A 22,093-nucleotide genomic window follows, 5' to 3' on the forward strand; every position below is an offset into this window, starting at 1 on the left:
TGACCCCGGAAAGCTTGACTGCAGCTTTCCGGGGTCGTTTTATGGGTTATAATTCGTTCAGGACCCGCCGCGCGGCACGGATGGTCTCCTCGCTGGTCTGCCAGACCTCAAACTCGGAGAAGCCGGGCAGGCCCATGGGAACACCTTCCCGCCGGAAGGTCATCCGGCTGTCCAGAACCTGCTTGCCGGACATGTGGAAGGCGTGCGCGCCTGTCTCAGCTGCCAGAGCCGGAAGATTGGCCGGGGTCACGCCCGCGCCCACCAGGATCTCAAGATCGGGCCCGGCGGCCTCCACCAGCCGACGGAGCAGGGAAGCGCCCGCCGGGGCGCTGGCGGCCTGCCCGCTGGTCAGGATGGTGTCAAGATTCAGCGCTTTGGCCGCTTCCAGCGCCGCAAAGGGGTCTTTGCAGACATCAAAGGCACGGTGCAGGGTGCAGACGACCGGATGGCCAGCGGCCTTTGCAGCGGCCCGGGCGGCCGCGTAGATGGGGCGCAGCGCGTCCACGTCCAGTTCTCCCTCCGGGGTCAGCACACCGGTCACAATGCCGTCCGCACCCGCCTGCACCAGCGCGGCGGCGGTCTCGGCCATCTGGGCAAGCTCATAGCGGTCGTAGCAGAAATCACCGAATCGGGGCCGCAGCAGGGCACGCACCGGCAGGCCGGTCTCGGCCTTGACCTGCCGCACCAGCGCAAGGCTGGGTGTGGTGCCGCCAATGATCAGGTCGGCGCACAGCTCCAGCCGGTCGGCCCCGCCCCGCTTTGCCGCAAGGGCGCTTGCGACACTGTCTACACAGACTTCTAAAGTATAGGGCATAAAAACCTCCCGGGAAGCAGGCCAGCGGGCGATGAAATGGACTGCAACAACAGCGACCGCCGCCAGTGGCGGATGTAGGAAGCTGTTGTTGGGGCCGCGGCCAGCAGGATGCGAGTGCAATTGCACGAAGCAGACGCTGGGAGCCGCAACCCGTACTCACTTGCGTGGGGAATCACCGCCGGCCTGTGGTGGTTACTTTACACTTTCGAGGAACCGCACGAAACCGGCGCGGCCGGCTTCATCCAGCTTGTAGACACCGGCATCTGCCAGCACCTGCGCGAACACCTGGCCTACCTCATCCTGCAGGATCAGGTGGACGCTGTCGCTGTTCAGCTCAGGATGGCGGGCCAGGATCTCCTGTGCCCATGCGGCGTGCTTCTGCAGGGCTTCGGGGTACTGCTCGGCAGGCACCCGGGCCACCAGCATATCTGCCAGATCGAACAACTCCTGCTTCAGGCGGCTGGGAAGGACTGCCAGACCCATGACCTCGATCAGGCCGATGTTCTCCTTTTTGATGTGGTGGAGCTTTGCGTGGGGATGGTAGACCCCCAGCGGGTGTTCCGGGGTGGTGATGTTGTTGCGCAGGACCAGATCCAGCTGATATCTGCCATCCCGCACCCGGGCAATGGGGGTGATGGTGTTGTGGGGTTCGCCGTCCGTCTCGGCAAAGATGAAGCTTGCCTCGTCGGTATAGCTGCGCCATGCGGTCAGGATCTTGTCGGCCAGCTCCACCAGACGCTCGTCATCCGCACAGGTCAGGCGGATGCAGCTCATGGGCCAGTGGACGATGCCGGCTTCCACATCCTCAAAGCCGGGGAATACCCAGCTCTTCTCGATGGGGGCCTTGGCCATGGCGAACTCGTAGTGACCGCCCTGGAAGTGGTCGTGGCTCAGGATGCTGCCGCCCACAATGGGCAGGTCTGCATTGCTGCCCACGAAATAGTGGGGGAACAGGCCCACGAAGTCCAGCAGCTTGCGGAAGGTGGCACGCTCGATCTTCATGGGGGTGTGCTGGCTGTTGAACACGATGCAGTGCTCGTTGTAGTAGACATAGGGGCTGTACTGCAGATTCCATGCGCTGCCGTTGATGGTCAGCGGGATGATGCGGTGGTTCTCGCGGGCGGGATGATTCATCCGGCCTGCATAGCCCTCGTTCTCCACGCAGAGCTGGCACTTGGGGTAAGCGCTCTGGGGGGCCAGCTTGGCGGCGGCAATGGCCTTGGGGTCCTTTTCGGGCTTCGAGAGGTTGATGGTGATATCCAGATCGCCGTAGGGGGTCTTGGTGACCCACTTCACGTCCCGCTTGATGCGGTAGCGGCGGATGTAATCGGTGTCCTGGCTGAATTCATAGAACCAGTCGGTGGCGGCCTGGGGGCCCTCTTTCTCGTACCGCTCCTCAAAGTTGGCGCGGACAATGGAGGGGCGCGGGGTCAGCACGCCCATCAGCTTGGTGTCAAACAGGTCGCGGGCGGTGGAATTGTCCTCGCACACGCCCCGGGCCACGGCATCGTCCACCAGCGTTTTCAGGATGCTCTCGAGGTCCGTGTAGCAGATATCCCCCTCGGGCTCGGTAAAGCTGTCCAGCTGCATGGTCATCAGCAGCTGATTGCGGATGTAGATCTCGTCATCGGGCAGGATGAGCCCGGTGTCCAGCCCATAGTTGACGAGCTGTTGAATGGCAGTAGAGATCACAGCACGGCACCTCCTTCCGGACGGATGGAGAGGATGTGGCACTTGCCTGCGCCCAGAATGGCCTCCATCTCAGCCTTGAAGGCATCCAGCTTCTCCAGCGGCACAAAGGCCTGCACGGTGCCGGCAAAGCCGCCGCCGTGAACGCGGACAGCGCCTGCGCCGTTCAGAAAATGCTTTGCGGCGGCAATGGTCACAGCCACTTCCTGATGCTCCTTGTACCCGGCGGGGATGACGTTCTGCAGGTATTCCCAGCTGCTGGTGCCGGATTCGTTGACCAGCTGCAGGAAGGTCTCAAAATCCCCGGCACGCAGGGCGTTTACCTGCCGGGCAACGCGCTGGTTGTCGGCGTAGATGTGGAAAGCCCGGAGCACAGCCCGGTCACCGCACTGTTTGCGGCATGCGGGCAGATTTGCAATAAAGGTCTCAAAGGGAACATCCCGCAGGACTTCGCCGCCGCAGACAGCGGCCACGGCGCGGCACTCGTTGGGGATGGCGGCGTACTCATCGGTCAGGTCGGCGTGGTCTGCACCGGAATCCAGGATGCAGAGGGCAAGGCCTGCCTGAGAGAAATCCACCTGCACCGGCTCCACATCGGGGTGGGCAGGATCGGCAAAGTCGATGGTGATAATGTTGCCCACGCTGGAGGCCATCTGATCCATCAGGCCGCAGGGCTTGCCAAAGTAGACGTTCTCTGCCCACTGGCCGATCTGCGCAATGGCAATGGGAGAGACTTTTTCGGCCATGAAGCGGTCGTTCAGGATGACACCGATCAGCACCTCAAAGGCGGCAGAGGACGAAACGCCGCTGCCCTTGGGCACGTTGGAGGAGATGTACACGTCCAGGCCGGAGAGGGCAGCGCCACGCTCCTTGAAGGCCTCACACTCGCCCCGCAGCAGGGCCATGGTGGTGTTCTCTTCCTCCTTGCGGGCAGCAAGGTCGCCAAGGTCGATGACACAGAGGTCATAGCCCTCGCTCTGCACACGCAGCTGGTTCAGGCTGTTGGGGGCAGCGGCAGCGATCATGTCAATGTTCACGCTGCCGGCCAGCACCCGGCCATGCTGGTGGTCGGTGTGGTTGCCGCCGATCTCGGTGCGGCCCGGGGCGCTGTACAGTCCGGCCTCGGTGTGGGTACCAAAGGCAGCTTCCAGCCCGTCCAGCACTGCCGCATAGCGTGCGGCGTGGGCAGCGGTCTGCTCCGGCGAACAGCAGTAGAGGGAGGCCAGCCGGGCGGTATGGGTGCCGCCCGCCAGCTCCTGCTTCCAGACAGAAATAGGCTTCATCATGGCGCGTTCCTCCTCGTATAGGTGAATGATTCTTCAAAGGGCCAGGGCCCGTTCTTCTGATTCTATAATATCGGTTCTGTCGAGAAAAGACCATGTATTATTGTTGCATCTGGATGAAAGGTCAACGCAGTTCCGGCGGTCAGCTCCGGGGCGCGAAATCGCCGCCGGTAAGCCCGTCGAGGTTCAGCATCCCTTCCAGCGCAGCAATGTCGGTGGAAACATCCAGCGCATCGGAGGCAAACAGCTTGTCCAGCTGGTTTTCAAAGGCGGTGATGAGCAGATCCATGCTCCGCTCAATGCTCTGCTTTGCCTCAGTGATGTTGGAGCCCTGCACATCCTGTGCCGAAAGCTGGGCGTAGGTATTCAGCAGCTTCAGCGCGGTGGGCAGGTAGTAATCCATAAATTTCTGCAGCTGGGCTTTTTTGTCCGGGTCCTTTTTTGCCAGTGCGAAGATGCGGGCGCTGACATCCTCCAGCCGGGAGATCTTGGCCGTCATCACCGGGTCGGGGATGGCATCGTTGGCCTGCCGAAGCTGGCGCTGCAGGGCGGCATACTGATCCTCGGGAGCCGGTGCGGGTGCGGGCTCGGCGGGTCTGGGCGGCTGGGGCGCAGCGCCCCGCACCACCAGCGTGCCGGTGCGGTTGTCGATATAGGCATCGGCCCCGAAATAGCCGTGGTCGATGGCGCGCTCCACGGCGGCGCGGCCCCTGTCGGCATCAATGCCCGCGGCTGCAAAAAGTTCGTCCAGCGGGATATTATCCCGGGTCCCAACGATCTTGTCCAGCTGGCGCTCCAGCTTGCGAGCCTGCTTCATCCGCAGGCCCATGGCCAGCGCAGCGCCGCCGCCAATGGTCTGGGCCAGCGCGGTCAGAAACTCGCCCCAGTCGAACCAGTAGCCCCACAGGTCAATGATATCGGCAAGGCCTGCAAGGCCCACCCCCAGAAAGATGCCGCCGAACATCGTGCAGAGGCTGGTCAGGGTCTTGTGCCACTTTTTGGCGTTCTGCTGCTCGGCAGTGGGCACATCGTGGCCGTAGACCGGCTCGGTGTCCCGGGCTGTCTGACCGGCACCGGTGTCCTGGGGACGGAAATCGCTGGAATAGTCTGCGTTCTCCTGTTCCTTTTTCTCAGCATCCCGGTCGATGGCGCGCAGGATGAAAAACAGAACACCCAACGGTGCCGACATGGCGAATACTACCAGCAGGGCAATGGTGGGAATGTGGGCAAGGAAATGTTTGCTGCGTCTGGGCTCCATGGGGCAGAATCCTCCTAAAACAAAAAAGCCGTGTTCCACTTTATTATAGCGGAGCACGACCCTTTTGTTAAGGGGGTAATTTATTTGTGGGAAAGGAAATTACTTCATCAGGCTGCAAACGGCCTCGGCGTAAGCGGCGGGATCATCCACGGGCAGGCCCTCGATCAGCTGAGCCTGTGCATAGAGCAGGCTGCTGTATTTCTTGACCTTGTCGGTATCACCGGCCTCCTGTGCGGCCTTCAGCACGGCGAACACGGGGTGGTTGATGTTCAGCTCCAGCACCTTGTCGCTCTTCACGCCCTCGCTGCCGGGCTGCTTGGAGAGCACCTTCTCCATCTCGATGGACAGGGGGCCGTCGGCGCTCAGGCAGACAGGGTGATCCTTCAGGCGGGTGGAGACCTTGACCTCCTTGACCTTGCCGTCCAGAGCGTCCTTCATGGCATCGAACAGGGGCTTGTTCTCGGCGGTGGCATCCTCAGCGGCCTTTTTCTCGTCCTCGGTCTCAAGGCCCAGATCGCCGCTGTTGACGTTCTTGAACTCCACGGTGCCGTCCTTACCCTCGGCATCCTTGCGGGGGTAGCTGCGCATGATCTGCAGGCAGAACTCATCCACATCCTCGGTCAGCAGCAGGACATCATAGCCCTTGTCCAGAACCAGCTCGGCGGCGGGGAGCTTGGCCAGACGGTCCGTGGAGTCACCGGCGGCAAAGTAGATGAACTTCTGCTCGGCAGGCATCTTGTCCACATACTCCTGCAGGGTGACCATCTTCTGCTCCTTGGCAGACCAGAACAGCAGCAGGTCGCGCAGCAGCTCAGCGTGCATCCCGTAATCAGAGTAAGCGCCGAACTTGATCTGGCGGCCGAACTCCTTCCAGAATGCCTCGTACTTTTCGCGGTCGTTGACCAGCATGGAGTGCAGCTCGTTCTTGATCTTCTTTTCCAGTGCGTTGTGGATCAGCTTGAGCTGGTTGTCCTTCTGCAGCATCTCGCGGCTGATGTTCAGGCTCAGATCCTGGCTGTCCACAATGCCCTTGACGAAGCTGAAGTAATCGGGCAGCAGGTCTGCGCACTTTTCCATAATGAGCACGCCGGATGCGTACAGAGCCAGACCCTTCTCATACTCCTTGGTGTAGAAATCATAGGGGCGATGGCTGGGCACGAACAGCAGGGCGTTGTAGTTGGCGGTGCCCTCGGTGCGGCTCACGATGACGCGGGCGGGGTCGGAGTAATCGTTGAACTTATCCTTGTAGAAGCTGGCGTATTCCTCATCGGTGACCTCGCTCTTCTGCTTCTTCCAGATGGGCACCATGCTGTTCAGGGTCTCAAGCTCGGTGTAGGTCTCCCACTCCGGCTTGTAGTCCTTGGGCTTGGGATCGGGTTCGGGCTTCTGGCGGCTCTTTTCCCGCTCCATCTGGATGGGATAGCGCACATAGTCGCTGTACTTTTTGACGATGGCCACAATGCCGTATTCATCGAGGAAGTTCTCGTAATTGTCGGTATCGGTGCTGTCCTTGATGTGCAGGATGATGTCAGTACCGGCGGTGTCCTTCTCAGCGGGGGTCAGCTCGTAGCCGTCAGCACCGCTGGACTCCCACTGCCAGGCCTCATCCGCACCGTATGCCTTGGAGATGACGGTGACCTTGTCGGCGACCATGAAGGCGGAGTAGAAGCCTACGCCGAACTGACCGATGATGTCGATGTTCTCGTCCTTGTTGTCCTTCTTGAAGTCCAGAGAACCGGAGTGGGCGATGGTGCCCAGGTTCTGCTCCAGCTCTTCTTTGGTCATGCCGATGCCGTTATCGGAGACAGTCAGCAGGCGATTGTCCTTATCGCGGGTGAGCAGGATGCGGAAATCGCCCTTGTTCATGCCCACGGAAGGATCGGTCAGGCTCTTATAATAAAGTTTGTCGATGGCATCCGAAGCGTTGGAGATGAGCTCACGGAGGAAGATCTCCTTGTTGGTGTAGATGGAGTTGATCATCATGTCCATCAGTTTTTTGCTTTCAGCCTGAAATTCTTTCTTCGCCATAATACAAAACCTCTTTTGTACAGTATTCAGATCCGGCCCCTCGCAAAAGGAGCGGCAATGCAAAAGAAGCAGCCGATGCTGCATCTTCTTAGCACTCATATCTTTCGAGTGCTAATATACACCGATGCGGGTTAAAAATCAAGGGGTTTCATAAAAAGTTCAGAAATGAACTGGAACAAAATGCCTTTTGTGCGTTGCTACAAAAAATTCATAAAGAAATAGTTGACCTTTCACAATTTTTAGCGTATACTGGTCAGCGGAAACAAACGAGGAAAGAGGAATATGTTATGGCAATGAAGCCGGAGATCTCCGTGAAGAACCTGCTGATGCAGGCATTCCTGACGGGCTGGGAACGCTCGGACAAGAGCATTTCGCAGGATGAATACTTACAGAGCGCTATTCAGGTCATCGAGGTGCTGCAGGTGGAACCTGAAAATGTCTACGCCGAGGAGGGCTTGGGCCTGACCGACGGCGACGAGGTGGACCATCTGGACGACCTGCTGCGGGCAGACGGCCAGTGGCTGTATTACGGCGTGGAGGAGGAAAACTTCTTCCTCATCCAGTGGTACCCGGATAAGGCTTCTGCCGAGGCCAAGCTGGCCGAGCTGGAAGCACTGGGCGACGGCAAGCAGTATCTGGTGGACCTGAGCCTGACCCGCGAAAATCCTTCGGCTGCTGAGAACTTCGGCAGCTCCAACCCGGTTCAGCTGCGGAGCTGAGCCCGGCGTTTCTGACAAAAGGAAAGGGAATTTTCCATGCAGCTTTCACAAACGGAACGGGAGCGCCTGTCCGCTATTCTGGAACAGTACGACCATCACCCCAAGGTGCAGGAAATGCGTGAGTTTATCCAGCACGGTGATGTGACCACCTACCAGCACTGCAAGAATGTGGTCGTGGTCAGCTGCTGGATCAACCACCGCTTCCATTTGGGAGCCGATGAGACCACGCTGGCCGTGGGGGCCTTCCTCCATGATTTCTATCTCTATGACTGGCACAAGCAGGGCTCTTTCCACGGCCTGCGGCATCTGTTTGAGATGCACGGCTTTTCCCACCCGGGGTCTGCCTGTGTGAACGCACAGCGGGTGTTCGGCATTACCAAAAAGGAGCAGAACATCATTGCAAGCCACATGTGGCCCCTGACCTTCCGCCATATCCCGACCTGCCGGGAGGCGGTCATCGTCTGTCTGGCGGATAAATACTGCGCCATTGTGGAGAGTATGTTCCACCGCACAAGGGTGGGCGCTGACGAAGAAGAGTGGTAAAGAAGCCGCCGCACTGTTCACATGAAAGAAAGCAAAAGACCAGAGTTGTAACGCCTTTTGGCGAAACAACTCTGGTCTTTTTTTGTTGGGGCTTGTGCAACAGCCTCTTTGAAAAAGTGATCTTATTCTGCTCTCAGAGCCTTGACAGGGTCAGAGCGGGAAGCGGTTTTGGCGGGGATGAAGCCGCCCAAAATGGTCAGCACAGTTGCCAGCGCAACCAGCACCACAGCGGCCTTCCAGGGCAGAACGGCCACTACGCTGGTGCCGACGGCGATCTTCTGGATGAGCATGTTGCCCGGAATGAGCAGCAGTCTGCTGAGGCCGATGCCCATGAGGCCCGAGCACAGGCCGATGATGAAGGTCTCGGCGTTGAACACCTCGGAGATGTTCCGCTTGGAAGCACCGATGGCACGCAGGATGCCGATCTCCTTGCGGCGCTCCAGCACGCTGATATAGGTGATGATGCCGATCATAATGGAGGAGACCACCAGCGAGATGGAGACAAAGGCCACCAGCATGTTGGAGATCATGTTGATGATCCTGGTCACGGAGGTCATCAGGGTGCCCACCACATCAGTGTACTGGATCACCTTGTCCTCCGCGCCCTGCTCACGCATGGCGGCATTGTAGCTGTCCAGCACATTGAGGACCTTCGCCTTTTGCTCGAAGTCCAGCGGATAGATGTTGATCTGGCTGGGGTCGTCCTCGCTGGCATAACCAAAGGCCTGCAGGTTGCTTTCATAGGTGGCGCTGGTGGACATCATTTTCGACTTCATCAGCTCCGCCAGATCGTCCTCGGTCATGTTGAATCGGATGGCATTCCGGAACGCATCTGCGTCGATCTTCAGCGCGCTTTCCATCTGGCTGCCCAGAGAGGAGAAGCGCTCGGTCATCTGGCTCTGCAGGTTCGTGCTGATCTGGCCCATGGCCTGCTCCATGGCAGCGCCCAGCTGGGTCTGTAATTCGGCGGCGATCTGTTCCGAGAAGTTTGACATCACGCTGCCCATGACCTGCTGCATGGCGGCAGTAAACTGCTCCTGCAGGGCAGCGGTATCGATGAGGCTGCCCATGGAATCCTTCATCAGCTGCTGGAACTGGTCGCTGGCGAGATACTGGTCAAAACCGATCTTGTCCAGCCCCAGAATGCCGTTGCCGATGATGTAATCCTTGTAGCCGGTCATTACCTTCTGGGCCAGCTGCTGCATTTTGTCGGCGGGGATGGAAATGTCCATGTTGGCGAACACGTCCGTCAGGGCGCTCATGTCGATGTCGGGCGTTTCGGCCAGATCAAATTGGAAGCTGTCCGGGTCAATGAGGGAGGAAAAATCTACGGAACCGTCACTCAGGTCGAATGCGCCGCTCAGGTCAAGATCCAGCTTGCCGGGGTCGAACTGGAAGGCGCTCTCGAGCTGGTCGGTGTCAATGGAGAAGAGGGAAGCCATGTCCATGGCAGCGGTCTGTTCGGCTCCAAAGGGTTCACCGTTCAGCACATTGGTCTGCGGGTCGGCGAGCTGGTCCTGCACCAGCCTGCTCTGGGCGGCGGTGTCCATGACATGCCGGGTCAGGGAGGCGGGATAGGCGATGCCGGAAGAAAGCATGGCGGCGGAGGCGTTCTCCCTGGGCTGCACCACGCCCACGATGGTCATGGTCTCGCTGTTGGCCACAAGCTCCTGCAGGAAGGCCTTGTCGTCCGATTTGTCCACCCAGGTGCTGTGGGCATCATCGTACTGGTAGCGGTCGGCCGCGTTGACCAGCTTGAAGGTGCGGCCCAGAAAATCGCTGTACCGGTAGGTCTTGAAATCTTCGGGCACATCCACATTCTGGTTCTGGGCGAATTGCTGGATCATCTTGTCCAGCTCGGCGTTGTCCCGCAGGCCCAGCGCGTAGAGGGCATAATCGGTGATGGAACCATCCGCACCCAGCACGGCAACGCACTCGTTGTAGCTTTCGGGCCAGCGGCCTGCCTTGACCTCGTACTGGGAATGATACAGGGCATCGCTGGCGGGCAGCTGGTAGAACACGCTGGTGTTCATCATGCTGGCCATCATGTTGTTGGTCGAGCTGGTGGAGCTGATGCCCAGAGCGGAAAGGGAGGAATCCGGGTTCACCTGCCGGATGCTGCCGTCCGGGTCCTGGCGGTAGATCTGGGGCTGTACATTATAGGAATACTCTACCGAGGAAACGCTCTCCCCGATGCTGCAGGCATCGCTCTCGAGGTAGGCTTTCAGGCTCTTCAGGTCGTTGGAGGTGATGCCGGAAACCATCTGGGTCACGAGCTGGCGCACCGGCACCATCCCCTCGCCGAGGTCGGGGGCGGCGGTCTGGCCGGGCAGGTCAGCAGACAGCAGGCTGGTCAGGTCCATGCCGCTGCGCAGGATCTGCACCGGGTACTCGGAAAGGGTGTCCCGCTCCATGTCGGCGATATACTGGTTGACACCGGTGGACAGGGAAATGATCAGAGCAATGCCGATGATGCCGATAGAGCCTGCAAAGGCCGTGAGCAGGGTGCGGGTCTTTTTGGTCCAGAGGTTGTTGAAGCTCAGGGTCAGCGAGGTCCACCACGACATGGAGGAGTGGCCCATGTTCTTGTGAACAGCAGGGGCAAGCTGAGCGGTGTCAGGTTTGTAGGGGGCGGTGTCGGAGCGGATGACACCATCCTTCAGGTTCACGATGCGGGTGGCGTACTGTTGGGCCAGCTCCGGGTTGTGGGTGACCATGACCACCAGCCGGTCCTTTGCCACCTCCTTGAGCAGCTCCATGACCTGGATGCTGGTCTCGCTGTCCAGCGCGCCGGTGGGTTCGTCCGCCAGCAGGATATCCGGGTTGTTGACCAGCGCACGGGCAATGGCAACGCGCTGCATCTGGCCGCCGGACATCTCGCTGGGGTGCTTGTGCAGCTGATTGCCCAGCCCCACCTTCTGCAGTGCCTCGGTGGCGCGGCGCTTGCGCTCTGCGCCTGAGATGCCGGAAATGGTCAGGGCCAGCTCCACGTTGGCCAGAACGGTCTGATGGGGGATCAGGTTGTAGCTCTGGAACACAAAGCCGATGGTGTGGTTGCGGTAGGAGTCCCAATCGCGGTCGGTGTACTTTTTGGTGGAGATCCCGTTGATGACAAGGTCACCGCTGTCGTACCGATCCAGGCCGCCGATGATGTTCAGCAGGGTGGTCTTACCGGAGCCGGAGGGGCCCAGGATGGCGACGAATTCGCTGTCGCGCAGGTTCAGGCTGACATCATTCAGTGCGGTCTGTACAAGGTCACCGGTTTTGTATTCCTTGCGGATCTTTTTCAGTTGTAGCATAGGCAGGCCTTTCTTATGCATGCCCGGCGGCGTGTGGGAAATGCCGGACAAAAAACAAAATAACGTAGATATGGTATCAGATGAATGTGAACAAACCGTTGCTTTTCTGGAAAGATGGTGTTATGCTGGAGAAGGTAAAAGAAACAAAAATCGACACTTTATGACGTAAATTGCCAGAAATAAAGACGCAAAAAGCCGCAATATATGCACAGTTCGACGCATAGTGACGTTTTTTCGGGGATTGAATCTTTCCGCGGGGCCTTATAAAATAGTATCGTACAGTACGCACGGAAGAAAAGTGCGGCAAATTTAAGGCAAAGGGGAAGGTTGGATTGACGGAACGACTCGTTTCAAAGCTGCATGTCGCGCTTTTGAGCTACGACGAGCGGGAGATCCGCGTCCGGAAAAATTATCTGGAGGAGCAGAATCCTGCGATCTGCTGTGTCTGCTTCCACAGCGGCGAGGAGCTGCTGCGGGAGCTGCGCCAGCAGCGCAGTGTGGATATCGTGGTGCTTTCGAGCCAGCTGGAGGATATGGACGGGTATGAGTTCCTCAAGCGGCTCAACAGCCTGCATAACCGCCCGCTGCTGCTGTTGCAGGGGGATGACTGGTACAGCGATGCCACGGCATCATTCCTGCGGCCGGACGGCAGGCAGTACCTGCCGGAGCGCAGCAGCCTGCTGGATCTGCTGCTGGATCTGCGCAGCTCCACGGACATCGGCATCTTCTGGGTGCTGCCGTTCTGCAAGCAGCTTTATGCGGAGTGGGGCATCCTGCAGCCGGATGTGAACTGTGAATATCTGACCACCGCGCTGCAGGTCGTATGCGGCACAGAGCGGAAGCTGGCCGTGCGCAAGGAGATCCTGCAGACTGTGGCCGAGGAACACCACACCACAGTGGCCGCCGTGGACTGCGGGATGCGCCGCCTGATCGACGGGGTGGAAAAATACAACACCGAAGCCTGGCAGAAATTCAAGCAGGATTACGGCCTGATGGGGCATAGCGTTACCCTGGGCAAGCTGATCTATGCGGGCCGCCAGAAATTGATCGACAGCGGAACGCAGGGACGGAAGGCCGGACGATGAGAAAAAAGAGAGAGAACGGAATGGCAAAAGAGAGCGGGATGGGGGATTTCCCCCGCAAACAATTTGAGAGCGTGCTGCTGCACTCCCTGCGCATCATGGACCAGAACCGAGAATACCTGCAGATGCATCTGGCCCGGACCGGAGACGAAAGGACCCGGCAGGCGCTGGAGGATATGGGGCAGGAGAGCATCCGCCTGGAGCGCACCCTGCGGGAAATGATGGGTCTGCTGGAAGTGGAGATGAACGACAAGCCGTCCATGAAGCCGGTAGACCTGTGCTGGATCCTGATGGAGGCCGCCCAGATGGCCCCGGAGATCGAGAAGCAGCTGGATATCCGGCTGACCGTGGATCACAGCCCGTTCCGGCGCTGCTATGTCAAGGCGGATGCTCAGGAGGCCGAGCAGCTGCTGTTTCATCTGCTTTCCAACGCCCTGCGGGCCGTAAGCCCCGGCGGGCAGATCAAGATCCGGCTCACCCGGGACGACGAGGATCTGTACCTGATCGTGGAGGACGACGGCTGCGGCCTGCCCACCGGTGAAAACTGGATGGAGAACCGCCGCCGCTTCCTGGGCGGTGTGCAGGCAGGGCTGCTGCTCTGCCGCCGCTACTGCGCCCACATGGGGTGGGTGCTTTCCCTCACGCCGCGCGATGCCGGAAGCGGCACCCGGGCGGAGGTGCGCATCCCGCTGGCCGGAACGATGTTTCCCATTGAGGGCAGCGTGGAACTGCACACCATCCATCCGGCGCTCACCACTGCTGACGGCCTGCGCTGGCAGATCCTGCGGGAACTTGCCCTGTTGTCCGATAAAATGGAATGATATGATATTCAGCGCCCTGCTCCGGGCTTTTCCGGGGCAGGGCGTTTTTGTGTAAAAATCACTCTGAGTAAAGAATCTTAACCGGAATGTAGAAAAACAGGGGGGCTGTATTCGTGAATTTAACAAAATGTTTAACTTTTTGAGCGGAAAATACTATTTTTTGCGTGTAAAATGTGGTGACTGGATTGATTGTATCCCGATTTTTGAGTATAATACAACTGTATTTTTATATTGTTCCTCAGGAGGAAAAGCAAGTGAGAGTAGGTCTTGACATCGGAAGCACCACCATCAAGTGCGCGGTGCTGGACGAACATGATGCGCTGATTTATTCAACATACGAGCGTCATTACAGCCATATTTTGGAAAAGGCGCAGGAGCTGCTGCGCCGCATCGATGCAGAGCACCTGCACGGAAACAAGGCTCTGCTGAGCATCTCCGGTTCTGCCGGTATGGGCCTGGCCGACAGCTGCGGCGTGCCCTTTGTGCAGGAGGTGTTCTCCACCCGTGTGGCAGTCAAGCGGTTTGTGCCCGCCACCGACTGCGTGATCGAGCTGGGCGGCGAGGATGCAAAGATCCTGTTCTTGACCAACGGCACCGAGGTCCGCATGAACGGCAGCTGTGCCGGCGGCACCGGTGCCTTTATTGACCAGATGGCAACCCTGCTGAAGATGAGTGCCGATGAGATGAACAAGGCCGCGGAAAAGGCCGAGCGCACCTATACCATCGCGTCCCGCTGCGGCGTGTTTGCCAAAAGTGACGTGCAGCCCCTCATCAATCAGGGCGCGCGCACGGAGGATATCGCCGCCAGCATCTACAAGGCGGTGGTCAACCAGACCATTGCCGGTCTGGCACAGGGCCGCCCCATCAAGGGCAATATCCTGTATCTGGGCGGGCCGCTGACCTTCAGCAGCGTGCTGCGCAAAAGCTTTGATGAGGCGCTGGGGGTCACCGGAACCTGCCCCGAGAACAGCCTGCTCTATGTGGCGCTGGGTGCCGCCCTCTATGCGGACAAGGAGTTCGAACTCTCCGCAGTGGCCGACGCGCTGGACCAGTACGCCGCCACCGCTACTTATGCCAGTGAGCCTCCGCTCTTTGCCAACAAGCAGGAGTACGAGGAATTCCATGCCCGGCACATGTCCCACAGTGTGCCCCATGTGCCCTTCAGCACCCAGTGCGGCCCGGTGCATATCGGCATCGACTCCGGCTCCACCACCGTCAAGCTGGTGGTGGTGGACGAGAAGAGCCAGATCCTGTACACCAATTACCAGCCCAACCTTGGCAACCCGCTGCCCCTGATCCGGGAACAGCTGATCAAGATCTACCGGGAACACCCCGGCCTGCAGGTGGCCAGCGTGACCACCACCGGCTACGGTGAGGAGCTGGTCAAGAACGCCTTCCGCTGTGATTATGGTCTGGTGGAAACGGTGGCTCACTTTACCGCCGCCAAATACTTTATGCCCGATGTGGATTTCATCATCGATATCGGCGGTCAGGACATGAAGTGCTTCAAGATCGAGGATGGTGCCATCAGCAACATCTTCCTGAACGAGGCCTGCTCCTCCGGCTGCGGCAGCTTTTTGCAGACCTTTGCGCAGGCATTGGGTTATGATGTCAAGGAGTTTGCCGCTCTTGGCCTGTTCGCAGACCGCCCCGTGGATCTGGGCAGCCGCTGCACCGTGTTTATGAACAGTTCAGTCAAGCAGGCCCAGAAGGACGGTGCTTCCATCGAGAACATTTCCGCCGGTCTGTCCATCAGTGTGGTCAAGAACGCGCTGTACAAGGTCATCCGCGCATCCAGCCCCGAGGAGCTGGGCCGCAAGATCGTGGTGCAGGGCGGTACCTTCTACAATGAAGCTGTTCTCCGCGCCTTTGAAAAAGAGATGGGCGTGGAGGTCATCCGCCCCGACATCGCGGGCCTGATGGGTGCCTACGGTGCGGCCCTGTTCGGCCTGCGCCAGAGCCATAAGAACCATCAGGAAGCTTCCAGGATGATGAATCTGGCCGAGCTGGAAGCCTTCGACCAGAAGGTGGTCAGCGTCAAGTGCGGCGGCTGCGGCAACCACTGCCAGCTCACCATCAACACCTTTGCCGATGGCCGCAAGTTCATCTCCGGCAACCGTTGCGATAAGCCCGTGACCGGTAAGAGCGAGGACGACAGCCTGAATCTGTACGCCTACAAGCAGCAGCTGCTGGCCGGTTACAAGCCCGTGCCCGGCAAGCGCGGCTCCATTGGCATCCCGCTCTGCCTGAATATGTACGAGCTGCTGCCCTTCTGGCACACCTTCTGGACCAGACTTGGCTTTGCCGTGCACACCAGCCCGGTGTCCAGCCGGGGGCTGTATCTGGCCGGTCAGGCCACCATCCCCAGTGACACCGCCTGCTTCCCGGCCAAGCTGAGCCACGGCCACATCAAGGCCCTGAGCCAGATGCACCTGGATGCCATCTTCTACCCCTGCCTGACCTACAACTTTGACGAAGGACTGGGCGACAACCACTATAACTGCCCGGTGGTGGCCTATTACCCTGAAGTTCTGGCAGGCAACTGCCCCGAGCTGGAGGGCCAGAAGTTTATCTATGACTATGTGGGCATCCACCGCCCCAAGGACTTTGTCCGCAAGATGGCAAAGGAAGTCCTGCCCAAATACTTCGGTGGCATTTCCGAAAAGGAAGTGCAGGCTGCTGCCGATGCTGCCTACGCCGAGCACGAGGCCCACATGGCCCAGATCCGGGTCAAGGGCAGCGAGATCATTGATGAGGCACGCCGTCAGGGCAAGCGCATCATCGTGCTGGCTGGCCGCCCCTACCACGTTGACCCTGAGATCAACCATGGCATCGACCACCTCATCACCCGCCACGGCGCGGCTGTTGTCACCGAGGACAGCATCTCCAACCGGGTGGAAAAGTTCCCCACCAGTGTGCTGAACCAGTGGACCTACCACAGCCGCCTGTATGCGGCGGCCAAGTACTGCACCACCCAGAAGGATATGGATCTGGTGCAGCTGGTCTCCTTTGGCTGCGGCGTGGATGCCATTACCACCGATGAGACCCGCGAGATCCTGCAGGCAGGCAGCAAGCTCTACACCCAGCTCAAGATCGATGAGATCACCAATCTGGGTGCGGTCAACATCCGTCTGCGCAGCCTGTTCGCCGCTCTGGAGGAGCGCGACGAGGCGGCAGAGGAAAAGGCCGCCCCCAAGGCAGAAGCCTGATACATAGGAGGAACCTATGGAATACAATTATCCCAAATTTACCCCGGAGATGAAGCTGACCCACACCATCCTCATCCCCAACATGGCTATTACCCAGTTCCGGCTGCTGGAATACGCCCTGCGCTACGACGGCTACAAGTGCGAGATCCTGGGCAACTGCGGCAGCGCTGTGGCACAGCTGGGCCTGAAATACGTCCACAACGACACCTGCTATCCGGCCCTGCTGGTCATCGGCCAGTTTCTGGATGCCCTGAACAGCGGCAAGTATGACCTGGATCACACGGCCCTGCTCATCACCCAGACCGGCGGCGGCTGCCGTGCTTCCAACTACATCCACCTGCTCCGCAAGGCTCTGGTCAAGGCGGGCTATCCCCAGATCCCCGTTGCCAGCCTGAACTTCTCCGGTCTGGAAAAAGACAGCGGCTTCCAGATGACCCTGCCGCTGGCCCGCCGCGCGCTGGCCTGCATTTTCTACGGCGATATGCTCTGTGCCCTGCGCAATCAGGTGGCCCCCTACGAGAACGAAAAGGGAGCCGCTGACCGGATGGTCGATCTGTGGGTCGAGCGTCTGGGCCGCGTTCTGCTGGCCGGCAAGGGCTTTACTGCCCGGGAAATGAAGCACACCTTCCCGCTCATTGCAAAGGATTTTGCGGCCATCCCCGTGACCCGGGTGCCCAAGGTCAAGGTGGGTGTGGTCGGCGAGATCTACGTCAAATACAGCCCCCTGGGCAACAACGACCTGCAGAAGTTCCTGGAGAGCCAGGACTGTGAGGTGAACTTCCCGGGCCTGATGGGCTTTGTGCAGTACTGCATCTTCAATATGGGCGAGGATCATGTCCTCTACGGCGGCAAGTTGGCCGTCAAGATGGGCACGGATCAATTGCTTAACTGGCTGGACAGTGTGGAGCGTGCCATGCTCAAGGCCACAGCCGATGCCGGGTTCTATGCCCCCGGGCCCTTCAAGGAGCTGGTGGAAAAGCCCCACGGCATCATTTCGCTGGGGGCCAAGATGGGCGAGGGCTGGCTGCTGACCGCCGAGATGATCGAGCTGGTGCAGGGCGGCTACGGCAACATCGTCTGTGCCCAGCCCTTCGGCTGCCTGCCCAACCATATCGTGGGCAAGGGCATGGTGAACAAGATCCGTGCCCTGTATCCCAGCGCCAATATTACCCCCATCGATTACGACCCCAGCGCCACCCGGGTCAACCAGGAAAACCGCATCAAGCTGATGCTGGCAGTCGCCAAGGAGCGCCTGAACGCCCCGGCGCAGGCTGCCCCACTGACGGCAGAAGAGATCGCCGGTGGGGCTCCCCGGGTCGAGACCACGGTATAATTCTTTCTAAACAGCAACACTCCCCTTCGGGCAGGACCGTGTGCCGCACGGCTCCACCCGAAGGGGAGTGTTTTTTTGTCTCAGTCGCAGAGATACCGCCGCTCGAACTCCTCAGCCGGAATGGCCTTGGAGAACCAGAAGCCCTGCGCGCCATCGCAGTCCAGCGAGCGGAGGAGCTGCACCTGCTCCTCGGTCTCGATGCCCTCACAGATGACGTTGTAGCCCAACCGTTTGACCAGATGCACGATCTCCCGCAGAAAATCGGTGCCCCGCGCGTTGGAGCTGCACCGGGTCAGAAAGAGCTTGTCCAGCTTGATGGTGTTCACCGGGATATCCACCATGTTGTTCAGCAGGGAACCGCCCGCGCCGAAATCGTCCAGCGAGGTCTGCATTCCATCGCTCTGGAAGGAGGAAAGCAGGCGCTTCACCCGGTCGTACTCCGAGACCACCGCCGTCTCGGTCAGTTCGATCTCCAGCATCCGGGCGCTGATGTTGTGCTTTTCCAGAATTTCGCTGTACTCCTGGGTGGAGGCATCCTCCCGGGCCAGCGCCACCGAGGCATTCACCGCAATGGGCAGCAGCCGGTGCCCGGTCTGTGCATTGCGCTGCAGGAACTGGGCCACCTGCTCGAAGATGTACAGATCCAGCTCCACGATGTGGCCCGTGGATTCCAGAATGGGAATGAACTGGTCGGGGTAGACCACGGTGCCGTCCGGCTTGATCCAGCGGGTCAGCGCCTCGGCTCCAATGACCGAGAGATCTTTGGGCGAGAATTTGGGCTGGAGGTACAGCTTGAATTCGCCGTTCTCAAGCGCCTGCGGCAGGCCGCTCAGCAGCTCACCGGTCAGGGTCTGCTTGACCTCCAGCTTTTTGTCAAACTGGACAGCAGACACGCGGGTGTTGCTGTGCACCTGCTTGCGGGCAAAATTTGCCTTGTCGATGGCGGCCGATGCGCTCAGGCAGCCGGGCTCAATGGCGTACACACCCATCCGTACCCGCAGGCGTACCTCCGGGTAATGCTGGGCCTGATACTGCTCAAACTGGCGGCAGAGCGTGTCTGCATAGTGGAGCGGGCCTTTCTCGTCGCGGCAGGAGAGGTAGAGTACGAACTGGTCGCCCACCACCCGGCACAGGTAGCACTCGCCCCAGTGGCGGGCCGCCTCGATGAGGAAATTGCTGAATTCCTTCAGCAGCTGATCGCCGGTGGCGTAGCTGTATTTTTCGTTGAAGTATTTGAAGTTCTCAAAGTCACAGTAGAAGATCTGGAAGCCCTCGGCGTAGCCGCCGATGATCTTGTGGGAGACCTCTTCCTTGAAACGGGAAAAGGCCAGCAGGCCGGTCAGCCGGTCAAACTCGGGGGCAGAGGTCATGCCGCGGCTCACGGCGTTCACGGCCAGATGCTTGCTCAGGTAGGCGTTGATGATCTTGGTGATTTCGCCCAGCTCCCGGCGGTTCTGGGGAGTCCAGTACCGCTTGCTGCCGCACACCACATAGGCAATGGCACCCTGATACTCGCCCTCGCCGTACATGGCAGCGTAGACCACTGTCTGGGCCCCGCCCTGCATCAGCAGTGCGCGCCCCTGCGGCGAGTACATCCCCATGTTGTCGGCCTGCAGCACGGTGGTACCGTATTCATCATAGCTGTGGAACAGGGTCAGGAAGTCCTCCTTGGTATAGGATTCACCGTTCAGAGGCACCGGCTCCGCGCGGGGAGAGGTCCACTGGAACTGCCGGGAGATGCTGCGTTCCCGGATGCGGGTGTCCACAATGGTGATGCGGTCCAGCTGCAGCCGGATGCCGACGATCCTCAGGAAGAGGGGAATGGCGGTCTCAAAGCTGTTGTTCTTCTCAAACAGTTCAAAGGCGGTGGAGATCAGGTCGTTGTGCAGGTAGCGTGCATCGATATCGGCCGTTTCCGGGGCGGCAGGAACCGCCTGGGCATAGCGCCGCAGATTATCGCAGAACACATACTGGTTGCGGCCGTTCTGCTTGGCCTGATACAGGGCCCAGTCCGCGTTTTCGAACAGCTGATCAAAGGAATAGCCCGCTGTGTTTTCAGGCAGGAAGCAGGCACCGATGCTGCAGGTCATCCGGTAATCGTTTTCCCAGAACTTCACCTGCTGCACGGACTCCGACAGCTGGCGGGTCTTCTGGAGCAGGGTGGTGTTGGGGATATCCTTCAGAAACACCACGAACTCATCGCCGCCGAACCGCACCAGAATGTCGCTGGAGCGGAACAGGGTGCGCAGCAGCCGAGCAAACTCCTGCAGGACCTTGTCGCCGAACAGATGGCCGTAGCAGTCGTTGATGTTCTTGAAAAAATCCAGGTCGATGACCAGCATTCCGCAGGAGGCATAGGGATCTTTGGCCTGCAGATAGCGGTCAATGAGCTCCTTGCCGGTGCGGTTGTTATACAGCTGGGTCAGGGAATCGTGGCGGGCCTGTTCCAGCAGCTCCTGGGTCTGATTCTTCTGGTCGGTGATGTCCTTTGCGTAGCCCACATAGAGCGTGCCGCGGGCGGGGTCCTCGACCGGGCGGGCATCCACCTCCCGGGAATAATACACCCCCTCCGGCGAGACAAAGCGCATCTCCAGCGGACCGTACAGCTCACCGGTGAGCAGGGTACGCATCTTCCAGCGGTCCTCCGCGAAGATCGTGGCGTGCTCCGGCTTCTCGGAGCCAAGGTAGGCATCCAGTGTCTCCAGCGTGCGGCTCCGGGTATCGTAGACCCGCAGCTGATCCAGACGGGGGTCATATTCCAGCAGGAAAAACCACCGATGCACAAGAAACTGCATCAGCAGGGGATTGTTGATGATCGAATCGATAAACCGAACAGGGACATCCATGGCTGATTCCCCACTTTCCGCTTTTTAACCAGTATAACAAAATATGGAAGATGCATCAAGGCGTAACACAAAAATTTCATGGAAAGTGAAAGAAATTTTACCGAAAGCTCTGTCGGGAACGGTTTCGGTGCTCCCGCTCAGGCCGGAACGCCCCACAGCTCGATCGTGGCACCGGCGGCAAGCCGGACATTGGTGTCCACGGTCAGGGTCAGCCTGCCGAGCTTCTGGCTGGCATCCACATTCTGGCCGTTGCTTCCGGCAGGCAGAACGACCGCAGGCGGTGCACCCGTGGTGCCGGATGCGGCAAAACAGAGATACTGCCCGAAGCAGGGAAGTGCCTGAAAGCTGGCAAAGGTGCGGGTGGGCGGGCTGGACATCGAGCTGCTGGCAGCACAGGGGGCAGAAGCACTGAGCAGCTGGGCACCATCGCTGGTGCTGCAAACCCAGTGCAGCGTGCCCTTGGATTGGCTGCTGCCTGCCCGAAACAGCACCTTCAGCGCCTGCAGTTCGGTGGGAAAGGTGCGCTCAAAGCTGGCAGCGGCGGCGTTCAGGGACACCTTTTCCAGCAGCTCCCACTGGCCGGGATCGCTGGGGTCACCCTTTGGGCCCTGGGGGCCGGGTTCTCCCTGCGGGCCTTGCGGGCCGGGCTCTCCTTTGGGGCCGGTGGGTCCTGCGGCACCGGGTTCTCCCTGCGGTCCGGGGTCACCCTTTTCGCCCCGGAATGCACCGCTTTCCACAGCTGCTTTCAGTCGGTCAAGCAGGGCCTGCCAGGCGGGCGTGCCGGGCCGGGGCAGGGTGCTGTCCTCCGTGCCGGAATTTTCGGCCACGCAGTAGCACACGTCCGCGCTGGTCAGGGTGCGGGTGCCATCGGTGCCCTCAAAGGTGATGCGCCCCTCCCCGGGCACAGCCGTGATGAGGGTGGGCACCTCCACAAGGCCGTCCACCACCAGCGTGGAGGGGGCGGGGTTCCCGCCTGGCAGGTGCCAGAAGGCCCGCAGGGTCATGCCCTGCCACTCGCCGTCGGCTTCCACCCGCAGGGCGTAGATGCCCCGGTTTTTGGTGTAGCCGAAGCGGAGCAGGCCATCGTACCCCTGCAAAGCAGCCCCGCCGCCCGAGGATAAATGGATCTGACGTTCAATCATACAGTTTCACTCCTTTTGTCGTGGTTT

General features: G+C 59.7%; 14 protein-coding genes. 6 read left to right on the plus strand and 8 right to left on the minus strand.

Going from position 1 to position 22,093, the window contains the following annotated elements; genetic code table 11:
- Nucleotides 1–46 precede the first annotated feature (46 nt).
- The 5 genes from J3352_RS04815 to htpG form a co-directional block, all read right to left on the minus strand.
- Complete coding sequence (locus J3352_RS04815; RefSeq protein WP_156065319.1) at nucleotides 47–814, minus strand: copper homeostasis protein CutC; 768 nt, start codon at nucleotides 812–814, stop codon at nucleotides 47–49.
- Nucleotides 815–1,006: 192 nt separating this feature from the next.
- Entirely contained in the window at nucleotides 1,007–2,506 is a 1,500-nt protein-coding gene (galT, locus tag J3352_RS04820; protein ID WP_097773666.1) for a UDP-glucose--hexose-1-phosphate uridylyltransferase, read from the minus strand.
- Nucleotides 2,503–3,789 (minus strand): galactokinase family protein, encoded by a 1,287-nt coding sequence (locus J3352_RS04825; RefSeq protein ID WP_156065317.1) that lies wholly within the window; start codon nucleotides 3,787–3,789, stop codon nucleotides 2,503–2,505. The genes galT and J3352_RS04825 overlap by 4 nt, the downstream gene beginning before the upstream one ends.
- A 139-nt stretch (nucleotides 3,790–3,928) precedes the next feature.
- A complete protein-coding gene (locus J3352_RS04830) occupies nucleotides 3,929–5,044 on the minus strand; it encodes a 5-bromo-4-chloroindolyl phosphate hydrolysis family protein (protein ID WP_154277280.1) in 1,116 nt (371 codons plus the stop codon).
- 99 nt (nucleotides 5,045–5,143) lie between these two features.
- Nucleotides 5,144–7,072 (minus strand): molecular chaperone HtpG, encoded by a 1,929-nt coding sequence (gene htpG / locus J3352_RS04835; RefSeq protein WP_156065315.1) that lies wholly within the window; start codon nucleotides 7,070–7,072, stop codon nucleotides 5,144–5,146.
- A gap of 287 nt (nucleotides 7,073–7,359) precedes the next feature.
- Here htpG and J3352_RS04840 point away from each other — a divergent pair, with 287 nt between their 5' ends.
- Together J3352_RS04840 and J3352_RS04845 are read left to right on the plus strand one after the other, a co-directional pair.
- Nucleotides 7,360–7,791 (plus strand): hypothetical protein, encoded by a 432-nt coding sequence (locus tag J3352_RS04840; RefSeq protein ID WP_223383978.1) that lies wholly within the window; start codon nucleotides 7,360–7,362, stop codon nucleotides 7,789–7,791.
- A gap of 36 nt (nucleotides 7,792–7,827) precedes the next feature.
- Entirely contained in the window at nucleotides 7,828–8,334 is a 507-nt protein-coding gene (locus J3352_RS04845) for an HD domain-containing protein (RefSeq protein ID WP_097773670.1), read from the plus strand.
- Between the two features lie 122 nt (nucleotides 8,335–8,456).
- On the opposite strand, the gene J3352_RS04850 is transcribed toward J3352_RS04845, so the two are convergent.
- Nucleotides 8,457–11,633 carry an ABC transporter ATP-binding protein/permease gene (locus tag J3352_RS04850; protein ID WP_097773671.1) on the minus strand — a complete coding sequence of 1,059 codons (3,177 nt, stop codon included), beginning with the start codon at nucleotides 11,631–11,633 and terminating at the stop codon, nucleotides 8,457–8,459.
- 332 nt (nucleotides 11,634–11,965) lie between these two features.
- Here J3352_RS04850 and J3352_RS04855 point away from each other — a divergent pair, with 332 nt between their 5' ends.
- From J3352_RS04855 to J3352_RS04870, 4 genes are all read left to right on the plus strand, one after another.
- Nucleotides 11,966–12,718 (plus strand): response regulator, encoded by a 753-nt coding sequence (locus J3352_RS04855; protein WP_097770274.1) that lies wholly within the window; start codon nucleotides 11,966–11,968, stop codon nucleotides 12,716–12,718.
- 20 nt (nucleotides 12,719–12,738) lie between these two features.
- Nucleotides 12,739–13,536, plus strand: a complete 798-nt coding sequence (locus tag J3352_RS04860) for a HAMP domain-containing sensor histidine kinase (RefSeq protein ID WP_197036507.1) — start codon at nucleotides 12,739–12,741, stop codon at nucleotides 13,534–13,536.
- A 254-nt stretch (nucleotides 13,537–13,790) separates the two neighbouring features.
- Nucleotides 13,791–16,745: an acyl-CoA dehydratase activase gene (locus tag J3352_RS04865; RefSeq protein WP_156065311.1), complete on the plus strand. Its 2,955-nt coding sequence runs from the start codon at nucleotides 13,791–13,793 to the stop codon at nucleotides 16,743–16,745.
- A gap of 16 nt (nucleotides 16,746–16,761) precedes the next feature.
- Nucleotides 16,762–18,078 carry a 2-hydroxyacyl-CoA dehydratase gene (locus tag J3352_RS04870; RefSeq protein ID WP_156065309.1) on the plus strand — a complete coding sequence of 439 codons (1,317 nt, stop codon included), beginning with the start codon at nucleotides 16,762–16,764 and terminating at the stop codon, nucleotides 18,076–18,078.
- Nucleotides 18,079–18,158: 80 nt separating this feature from the next.
- Here the strand turns inward: J3352_RS04870 and J3352_RS04875 are convergent, their stop codons facing one another.
- Nucleotides 18,159–20,924 (minus strand): bifunctional diguanylate cyclase/phosphodiesterase, encoded by a 2,766-nt coding sequence (locus J3352_RS04875; RefSeq protein WP_156065307.1) that lies wholly within the window; start codon nucleotides 20,922–20,924, stop codon nucleotides 18,159–18,161.
- Between the two features lie 137 nt (nucleotides 20,925–21,061).
- Nucleotides 21,062–22,066, minus strand: a complete 1,005-nt coding sequence (locus tag J3352_RS14430; protein WP_279237275.1) for a collagen-like protein — start codon at nucleotides 22,064–22,066, stop codon at nucleotides 21,062–21,064.
- Between the last annotated feature and the right edge of the window lie 27 nt (nucleotides 22,067–22,093).

It is taken from the genome of Faecalibacterium sp. Marseille-Q4164, assembly GCF_017377545.1.
Taxonomy (GTDB): domain Bacteria; phylum Bacillota; class Clostridia; order Oscillospirales; family Ruminococcaceae; genus Faecalibacterium; species Faecalibacterium duncaniae.

Excerpts from the sequence above, each read along its gene's own strand:
- J3352_RS04845 (WP_097773670.1), top strand. The coding sequence starts at position 7,828 with ATGCAGCTTTCACAAACGGAACGGGAGCGCCTGTCCGCTATTCTGGAA.
- J3352_RS04850 (WP_097773671.1), bottom strand. The coding sequence starts at position 11,633 with ATGCTACAACTGAAAAAGATCCGCAAGGAATACAAAACCGGTGACCTT.
- J3352_RS04815 (WP_156065319.1), bottom strand. The coding sequence starts at position 814 with ATGCCCTATACTTTAGAAGTCTGTGTAGACAGTGTCGCAAGCGCCCTT.
- J3352_RS04830 (WP_154277280.1), bottom strand. The coding sequence starts at position 5,044 with ATGGAGCCCAGACGCAGCAAACATTTCCTTGCCCACATTCCCACCATT.
- J3352_RS04875 (WP_156065307.1), bottom strand. The coding sequence starts at position 20,924 with ATGGATGTCCCTGTTCGGTTTATCGATTCGATCATCAACAATCCCCTG.
- J3352_RS04825 (WP_156065317.1), bottom strand. The coding sequence starts at position 3,789 with ATGATGAAGCCTATTTCTGTCTGGAAGCAGGAGCTGGCGGGCGGCACC.
- J3352_RS04860 (WP_197036507.1), top strand. The coding sequence starts at position 12,739 with ATGGCAAAAGAGAGCGGGATGGGGGATTTCCCCCGCAAACAATTTGAG.
- J3352_RS04840 (WP_223383978.1), top strand. The coding sequence starts at position 7,360 with ATGGCAATGAAGCCGGAGATCTCCGTGAAGAACCTGCTGATGCAGGCA.
- J3352_RS04870 (WP_156065309.1), top strand. The coding sequence starts at position 16,762 with ATGGAATACAATTATCCCAAATTTACCCCGGAGATGAAGCTGACCCAC.
- J3352_RS14430 (WP_279237275.1), bottom strand. The coding sequence starts at position 22,066 with ATGATTGAACGTCAGATCCATTTATCCTCGGGCGGCGGGGCTGCTTTG.
- htpG (WP_156065315.1), bottom strand. The coding sequence starts at position 7,072 with ATGGCGAAGAAAGAATTTCAGGCTGAAAGCAAAAAACTGATGGACATG.